Raw genomic sequence first — 6,397 nt, 5'->3', positions numbered from 1 at the left:
CCCGTTCTCTCATGCCCGCGACCGCGCCCGCACCTCCGTCCAGACGATCACCCGCTGCCGCCCGAACAAGATCCGGTTTGCCACAACGCACTCAGACTCACACGCAGCCGCCGGGCCACCTCGGACGGTTTGACCTGCTCAGCGAATAGCTCCGCCGCCTGTATCCGCACCGCTTCCCGGCGCCGCCGTGCCGCAGGCGTCAGCCCGCCCCCATCCGCATATCTCACACACCACGGACTACCGACAACACCACACCCACATCAGGATGTTCAGCAAACATCACCCTAACGAGCTGAGATCAGTAACTCTGCCCGGAGAACAGACACATCGCCAACACGAAGTAGACCACCAGTCGGGCCGGCAGCAGCCGGTTCCGCTGCTGCACCCGGCCCGTCTCCGTCAGCACCTCATCCACCAGCGACTGAGGAAACGCCTGTGTCAGCACCCCGACCGCGACCCGATCCGACAGTCGCTCACCAGATGACTTCAGGTGACCCGCTCTTGGCACATCAACAACAACGACCAGATTGCCCCTAAGCCACCGGTATTGGCACTAGCTCCGCTAGTTATCCGGCGAGTCTGCGGTAGTTGATCAAGCTTGCTGAGATGGCAGCGAATGCAAGGAAGTGTTCTGCCTTGCGCTCGTAGCGTCGGTGCAGGCGACGGCATCCGGCGAGCCAGGTACTTCGCCCTCGCCTTGACGCTGTTCCCCGAGCTGTCCTACTAAACCGTTTGGCAGCAACTCACCTCGGTGCTCGACCCGTTGAAACCGTCACCAGTGTCGGAGACCGCGCTACTGCACCTGCGTCGCCCACTCACACCGGCTCCGTTCAAGACACTGCTGGAGACTTTCGCCGCGCGGCGGCGGAGGCGGGACGCGGTGACCGAGATCGCGGCGGGCTCGGGGCTGTATGTGCCGCGACTGTTCGACAACTACACCTCGTTGCTGGGCGGTGGCTATCCGACGCGCTGTTGGGCGCGCCCGCCGATGACCTTCTCATCGGCGACAAGGTGTGGTTCCGGCGTGCCAAGGCGGGCGAGCTGTGCGATCGGTTTGACACGCTGCATCTGATCGAGGGTGACTAGGTCACGGCGACCGTGCTGACGTACCGCGGCGAGGGCCGGACGTTCCTGTGACGGCCGGGCGGCGCCGCGGTCAGGCGCTGGTGCCGCTCCGGCCGCCGTCGAGGCGCTCGATGCCATCAGTGATCCACTGCATGTCCGTCACGGACGGGCCCGTGCTGTTGTCGTCGAAGCCGAAGCCGAGCAGCAGATAGCGGCCCTGGACCCGCGGCGAGGGGAACACCACCGCTTCCACGACGGCGCCGGGCCCCTTGCCCGTGCTGACCTTCCAGCGGATGAAGTACCCCTTCCGGCCCGCGACCGTCACAGTCCCCGCGGCGGTCCGGCGATGTCCGGTGATGCCGCCGTAGTCCTTCTGGCCGCTCGTGTTGGTACCGTACGTGCTCTGCGCGACCTCGCCGATCTCGGCCTGTGCCAGCTCCTTGAGGGTCAGGTCGCCAGGATGGGCGATGACCCGCGTGTACGCCCCGCCGGGCAGGCAGTAGTCGGCGGGCACCGCGGGGCAGTGGTACACGGTGCCGTACCCGAGGCCCGCGCCGGTCTTGGTGGAAGTGCCCCGCCAGCCGCGCAGCACGGGGACGCGAAGGCCGTTGACCGTGTCGCCGACATGTCCGGTGACGGCCGGGCGCTGCCCCGGGGGCCGGCTCCTGCCACTGTGGCGGTCCTCGCCCGCGGATCCGGAAGGGCTCGGTTGGGCGCGGTGCGACGCCGAGGGGCTCGGCGCGTGCCGGTCAGGGGAGGCAGGCCCGTGGGCCGACGGTGCCTTGCGGCCGCCGTCGCCGCCAGTCAGCACCACCGCCGCCGTGACACCCCCGGCGATCAGCACGAGGGCGCCGGCTATGAGGCCCACGACCAGGCCGCGGCGCCGCTTGCCCCCGCCGGGCGGCTGCGGCGCCTGCACATGCTCGGTCCAGGTCGTGCCGTCCCACCACCGATGCCCGGCCGGGCCGCCGCCCTCATGCCACGGGTCCGGGTACCACCCAGGGGTCGCCATGTCCACAGCGGCACCTTACCCTCATGCATTGACGGCGCTGCCACCGAGTTTGACCGTCCCGCCCGCCTCACAGCGGTGTCACGTACGGGCCCAAGATCCCGTCGTGCACCAGGAAGTCGGTGGCGTTCACGAGGGAGGAGTCGTCGCTGGCGACGAACGCGACCGCCGCGGCGATCTCCTCGGCCTCCGCGAACCGGCCGACCGGGATGTGCGCCAGGCGGCGGTGAGATGCGCGGTCGCGCCGAGAATCCGGATCCGTCGGTTGGCGTGCTCGATCACCGCGAACACGTACACCTCCTGGCCCCGGACAGGGTGACGGTCTCGAAGAAGCCACACGCGTCCGCCTGGGAGCGCAGGAAGTCCGCCCAGGTGGTGGAGGCACGCTCGGGTGGCGGCGGGATTTCGGCCTCCTTCAAGATCTCCCAGACGGTGGACGCGGCCACCTTCACCCCGAGAACGAGCAGCTCGCCATGCAGGCGTCGATAGCCCCAGCTCGGATTCTCCGCGGCCAAGCGCAGTACCAAGGCCCGGACGGAGTGCACAGTGCGCGGCCGACCTCCGTTCTTGGGCCGGGACCGGGCGGCGTGACGACGGGCAACCAGGTCGCGGTGCCAACGGAACACTGTGTCCGGCCGTACAAGCAACCGCATCCGACGCAGTACCTGCGCCGGGAGCCGGTGCAGCAGGGCGGCCAGAAGCGCCCGGTCGCTCGCTTGGAACCTCACCCGCTGCCCGCTCAGCTGCCGCTCCAGTACCGCGATCTGATGACGTGGAGCCAGGATCTCCGCGTCCTTTTCACGGTCGCTCATCGGCAGCAGCCGCAGCATCGCGAACGCGTTGGGCACACTCAGGTACGCCAGTCGCAGCAGCACGGCCGATCGTCATGCCGAGGTGATCGCAGTCCCGCCAGAGCGCCGACTCGGGCGACGCAGTAGACATCCCGCGAATCATCGCTTGACGGCTCCCACCAGGGCGGATGAGGCTATCGGCAAGGGCAAGTGTGACGGTTTCGCGGGCCTTGAGGAAGCGGGGGTGGACAGCACGAACTCATCTCCGGGCAGCTTGCTGGTCGGGTCAGACGGCGAGCGCTTCGGCAGTCTCCTCGCCGGTGAGGATTGGTCAGGCGCCGGACATGCCCCCGTACCCGCCGACTCAGCGCCGCAACTCGTCCCGCGCGGTCTCCTCACCACTCCACCAGACATCCCGGCAACGGGCTATGGACGTACTGCTATTGCGGCTTCGCGAGCCACTCGTCGAAGGTGGTTGGCGCGATGCGGGCGCCCTCGCCGGGCAGGAGGACGTCGCCGGCCATCTCCGGCCCGAGTATCGATGACCATGTCGGTACCAGCTTGACCGTATGTCCGCGGGCATCGTTGGTGCGCCGGGCCATGTCCACCAGGTCCTGCGGCTCCGGGCCGGCGACGTCGCGGTAACGCCCCTGCGGTGTGCCCGTGGCGATCTCGGCGAGGGCGTCGGCCACGTCCGCGGGCGCGATCGGCTGGACGAGCAGCGGTGGGATCGTGGCGACGCCGTCCTGTTCGGTCCAGCTCACCACCGTCGCGGCGAAGTCGTGGAACTGCGTGAAAGGAACGATCGACCATGGCACCGGGCCCTCGGACACGAGGCGCTCCTGCTCCCGCTTGCCGGCGTAGTGTGCGTTTCCTTCGACACGGTCCACGCCGACGATCGTGAGCAGCACGTGGTGCTGGACACCGGCCCGTTCCTCGGCGGCCAGCAGGTTCCGGGTGGTGGTGCTGAAGTACGCCACCGTCTCGTCCCGGTCGGCTGCCTCGTGGCTCGTGGCGTCCACGACGGCGTCGACGCCGGTCAGGGCGGCGTCGAGGCCGTCCCCGGTGATCAGGTCCACGCCGAGCGAGCGACTGATACGCACGACGTCGTGTCCCGCCCGTTCCAGGGCCGCGGCGGTCCGCGCCCCTATGTTCCCGGTTGCTCCGGCGACGGCGATTCGCATGTCGCCCATGGTGATCCCTCCTGTGCCACCCGTGCTGCCGCTGGCGTTCACCACTGTCGGCGTCAAGAGGGGTGAGCGGCCACGGGCGGTGGGCCTCCCCCAGCGTCGCCCTCAGCGGCCACGACCGCATCCCGGCAGCCGGTGTCCCAGCAGCCACGCTCTGGGTCAACCGGTCGATGCCCGCGAAGCCAGGTGCCTGTCACTCGGCCCAGGGGTGGAATCCGGTGCTGAGGACGTCTTCGAGAGCGGCGCGGAGCCGGGCTGCCTTGTCGGCGCCGAAGCTCTCCTCGAACTCGGACTGCACGGTACGCCAGTACGGGAGGGCGGCTTTCATCCGGGCGAGGCCGTCGGGGGTGAGGGTGACGATGCGAGCGCGGCGGTCCGTCGGCGACGGTTCGACGGTGACGAGGCCCTCGCGAGCGAGTGGTTTGAGATTGCTGGCCAAGGTGGTGCGGTCCATGGCGATCATCTCGGCGAGGCTCGTGATGGTGATCTGCTCATGGGTGCTCAGCTTCTGGAGGATGCTGAACTGCGTTGCACGCAGGCCCGTCGGGGCGAGCGCCTTGTCATAGGTGGCGCTGAGGTACCGGGCTGCCTTACGCAGAGCCAGGTTGTTGCAGGAGCTGACGGTGTCCCTCTCGGTGCGGGCCATGCTCTCCTCCAGATCCGGGATCAAGGTACGAGTATATGCACCTAACCGGTGGAGGCCCCACGGTGGGCAGCACCGCGAAAGCGGCAGGGTCACGACAATCCTCGCCCGCATCAGCCGCCGTGCCCGCGTCGAGGCGGCCGCTCGGTCCCCCTCTCATGACAACCGCAGGACGCGGCGAACCGCTCTCCACCCAGCGCCTTCCTGCCCGGTGGGCCGCCCGGCGCCGGCGCACAGCAGGGCGTACGACAGTGCTCCGGAGGCGCCGAGGGGCGCGCGGCTCGCCGCACCCGGGCGTCGCTCCAGCGAATCGACGCGGCCAGGGTGTCGGCTGCACAGCGAGCCACCGGCGCGGCACGAGAAGGCACCTGGCCGGACGGCCGCGACGACCGTTTCGCAGGGGCGTAGGCTCGAAAGGCGCCTAAGTTGTCGGGTGCGGCGGCCTGGCCGCCAGAGGGGCAGGCAGTCGCGTCGTGCGGAGTTGCCGCTCCCGCCGGCATCCACCGCCCCGGGGCCCGAATCGCGACGCTGGGAGTATCAGCTCGTAAAGGCGCCGTGACGGCGTGGCGTCCGTCCCCTCGTGAGAGGGAAGAGAGGCCCTTGCGCCTCCTCAATTAGGAGCATATGCTCCTAATGGCAGGGTGGGGCTCCTCGAATCCCCTCCCTGCTCTTCCCGCGACACCCAGGGAAGCGCCGCCGGACGGCCGCGCGCCCAGTTCCGGGCGCGGATGCGAATGCGATCTTGCCCAGTCGCAAAGAAAAGGGAGACAGACCTATGGCTGCCAGTCACCTTGCCCTCATCACAGGCGCGGGCGGCGTGGGCCGCAATGTCCTCGAGAAGCTGCGCGCACGGGACGTACCGGTGCGTGTCATGGTCCGTCGGGACGACGACCGTGCCGCGCAGCTGCGTGCACTCGGGGCGGAGGTCGTCCTCGGTGACCTCACGCGACCCGAGACCGTGGCGGTCGCCCTGGAGGGCGCCCGGAGCATGTACTTCGCCATGCCTGTGTCACCGGACCACCTTCTCGCGGCGACCGTCGTGGCGAGCGTCGCGCGGGAGTACGGCAAGCTGGACGCACTTGTCGACATGTCGCAGATGACCGTGTCGCAGATGACCGCCACCAGCACCGCGGAGTCCCGCCAGCAGCGGCTGCATTGGCTGGCGGAGCAGGTGTTCAACTGGTCAGGTCTGCCGGTGGTCCATATCCGCCCCACATCGTTCCTGGACAACCCGCTGTTCACCACGCTTCCGGCGCAGACGATCCGCAAGAAGGGCACCATCGAGCTGCCTTTCGGAGCGGGGCGCACCTCGCCGATCGCCGTGGACGACGTCGCCAGGGTGATCGCGACCGTACTGCGCGAACCTGCTCCGCATGTGGGGCGCGTCTACGAACTGACCGGCCCGCGCACGGTCGACATGACCGAGATGGCCGAGGCCTTTTCCAAGGCGCTGGGCCGGCCGGTCTCGTACGTGGACGTCCCCCTCGAACAGTGGCGGCAGGAGGTGCTCTCCACGATCGGCCTGCCGTCGCACATCGAGCAGCACATCGTCACCATGTGCCGCCTGCATCAGCAGAACCGGTACGACCGGGCTTCGGACGACGTCGAGCGCCTGACAGGTACCCCCGCCCAGACGATCGAGGATTTCGTTGCGGCACGCAAGGACTTCTACCTCGGCTGACATTTCCCCGAGGGCTCG

The 6,397-nt window shown here is 68.9% G+C and carries 7 protein-coding genes and 3 pseudogenes; 2 read left to right on the top strand and 8 right to left on the bottom strand.

Going from position 1 to position 6,397, the window contains the following annotated elements:
* Window positions 1-47: 47 nt before the first annotated feature.
* The 3 genes and pseudogenes from ACFY1J_RS45105 to ACFY1J_RS45095 all read right to left on the bottom strand — a co-directional run.
* Window positions 48-170, bottom strand: a complete 123-nt coding sequence (locus ACFY1J_RS45105; RefSeq protein ID WP_390733247.1) for a helix-turn-helix domain-containing protein — start codon at window positions 168-170, stop codon at window positions 48-50.
* Window positions 171-298: 128 nt separating this feature from the next.
* Window positions 299-445 (bottom strand): transposase domain-containing protein, encoded by a 147-nt coding sequence (locus ACFY1J_RS45100; RefSeq protein WP_390733245.1) that lies wholly within the window; start codon window positions 443-445, stop codon window positions 299-301.
* A gap of 121 nt (window positions 446-566) precedes the next feature.
* Window positions 567-683 (bottom strand): annotated as a pseudogene (locus ACFY1J_RS45095) (IS5/IS1182 family transposase); the annotation flags it as partial.
* A 191-nt stretch (window positions 684-874) separates the two neighbouring features.
* Here ACFY1J_RS45095 and ACFY1J_RS45090 point away from each other — a divergent pair.
* Window positions 875-1,086 (top strand): annotated as a pseudogene (locus ACFY1J_RS45090) (amino acid deaminase/aldolase); the annotation flags it as partial.
* Window positions 1,087-1,156: 70 nt separating this feature from the next.
* Here the strand turns inward: ACFY1J_RS45090 and ACFY1J_RS45085 are convergent.
* The 5 genes and pseudogenes from ACFY1J_RS45085 to ACFY1J_RS45065 form a co-directional block, all read right to left on the bottom strand.
* Complete coding sequence (locus ACFY1J_RS45085; protein WP_390733244.1) at window positions 1,157-2,077, bottom strand: DUF2510 domain-containing protein; 921 nt, start codon at window positions 2,075-2,077, stop codon at window positions 1,157-1,159.
* A 67-nt stretch (window positions 2,078-2,144) separates the two neighbouring features.
* A pseudogene (locus tag ACFY1J_RS45080) lies at window positions 2,145-2,387 on the bottom strand (SDR family oxidoreductase); the annotation flags it as partial.
* Entirely contained in the window at window positions 2,353-2,727 is a 375-nt protein-coding gene (locus ACFY1J_RS45075; RefSeq protein ID WP_390733246.1) for a helix-turn-helix domain-containing protein, read from the bottom strand. The pseudogene ACFY1J_RS45080 and the gene ACFY1J_RS45075, both read right to left, overlap by 35 nt.
* A gap of 578 nt (window positions 2,728-3,305) precedes the next feature.
* Entirely contained in the window at window positions 3,306-4,058 is a 753-nt protein-coding gene (locus ACFY1J_RS45070; RefSeq protein WP_390712620.1) for an SDR family oxidoreductase, read from the bottom strand.
* Window positions 4,059-4,248: 190 nt separating this feature from the next.
* Window positions 4,249-4,725, bottom strand: a complete 477-nt coding sequence (locus ACFY1J_RS45065) for a MarR family winged helix-turn-helix transcriptional regulator (protein ID WP_390712621.1) — start codon at window positions 4,723-4,725, stop codon at window positions 4,249-4,251.
* 748 nt (window positions 4,726-5,473) lie between these two features.
* On the opposite strand from ACFY1J_RS45065, the gene ACFY1J_RS45060 reads away from it, so the two are divergent.
* Window positions 5,474-6,379, top strand: coding sequence for an NmrA family NAD(P)-binding protein (locus tag ACFY1J_RS45060; protein WP_390712622.1), 906 nt, complete (start codon window positions 5,474-5,476; stop codon window positions 6,377-6,379).
* Window positions 6,380-6,397 lie beyond the last annotated feature (18 nt).

It is taken from the genome of Streptomyces sp. NPDC001406 (assembly GCF_042895285.1).
GTDB lineage: Bacteria > Actinomycetota > Actinomycetes > Streptomycetales > Streptomycetaceae > Streptomyces.
The sequence above is the reverse complement of the archived record's forward strand: the minus strand, read 5'-3'. Positions and strand labels throughout refer to the sequence as shown.

Coding starts and splice junctions, on each gene's coding strand:
- ACFY1J_RS45085 (WP_390733244.1), bottom strand. CDS start 2,077: ATGGCGACCCCTGGGTGGTACCCGGACCCGTGGCATGAGGGCGGCGGC.
- ACFY1J_RS45075 (WP_390733246.1), bottom strand. CDS start 2,727: ATGCGGTTGCTTGTACGGCCGGACACAGTGTTCCGTTGGCACCGCGAC.
- ACFY1J_RS45070 (WP_390712620.1), bottom strand. CDS start 4,058: ATGGGCGACATGCGAATCGCCGTCGCCGGAGCAACCGGGAACATAGGG.
- ACFY1J_RS45060 (WP_390712622.1), top strand. CDS start 5,474: ATGGCTGCCAGTCACCTTGCCCTCATCACAGGCGCGGGCGGCGTGGGC.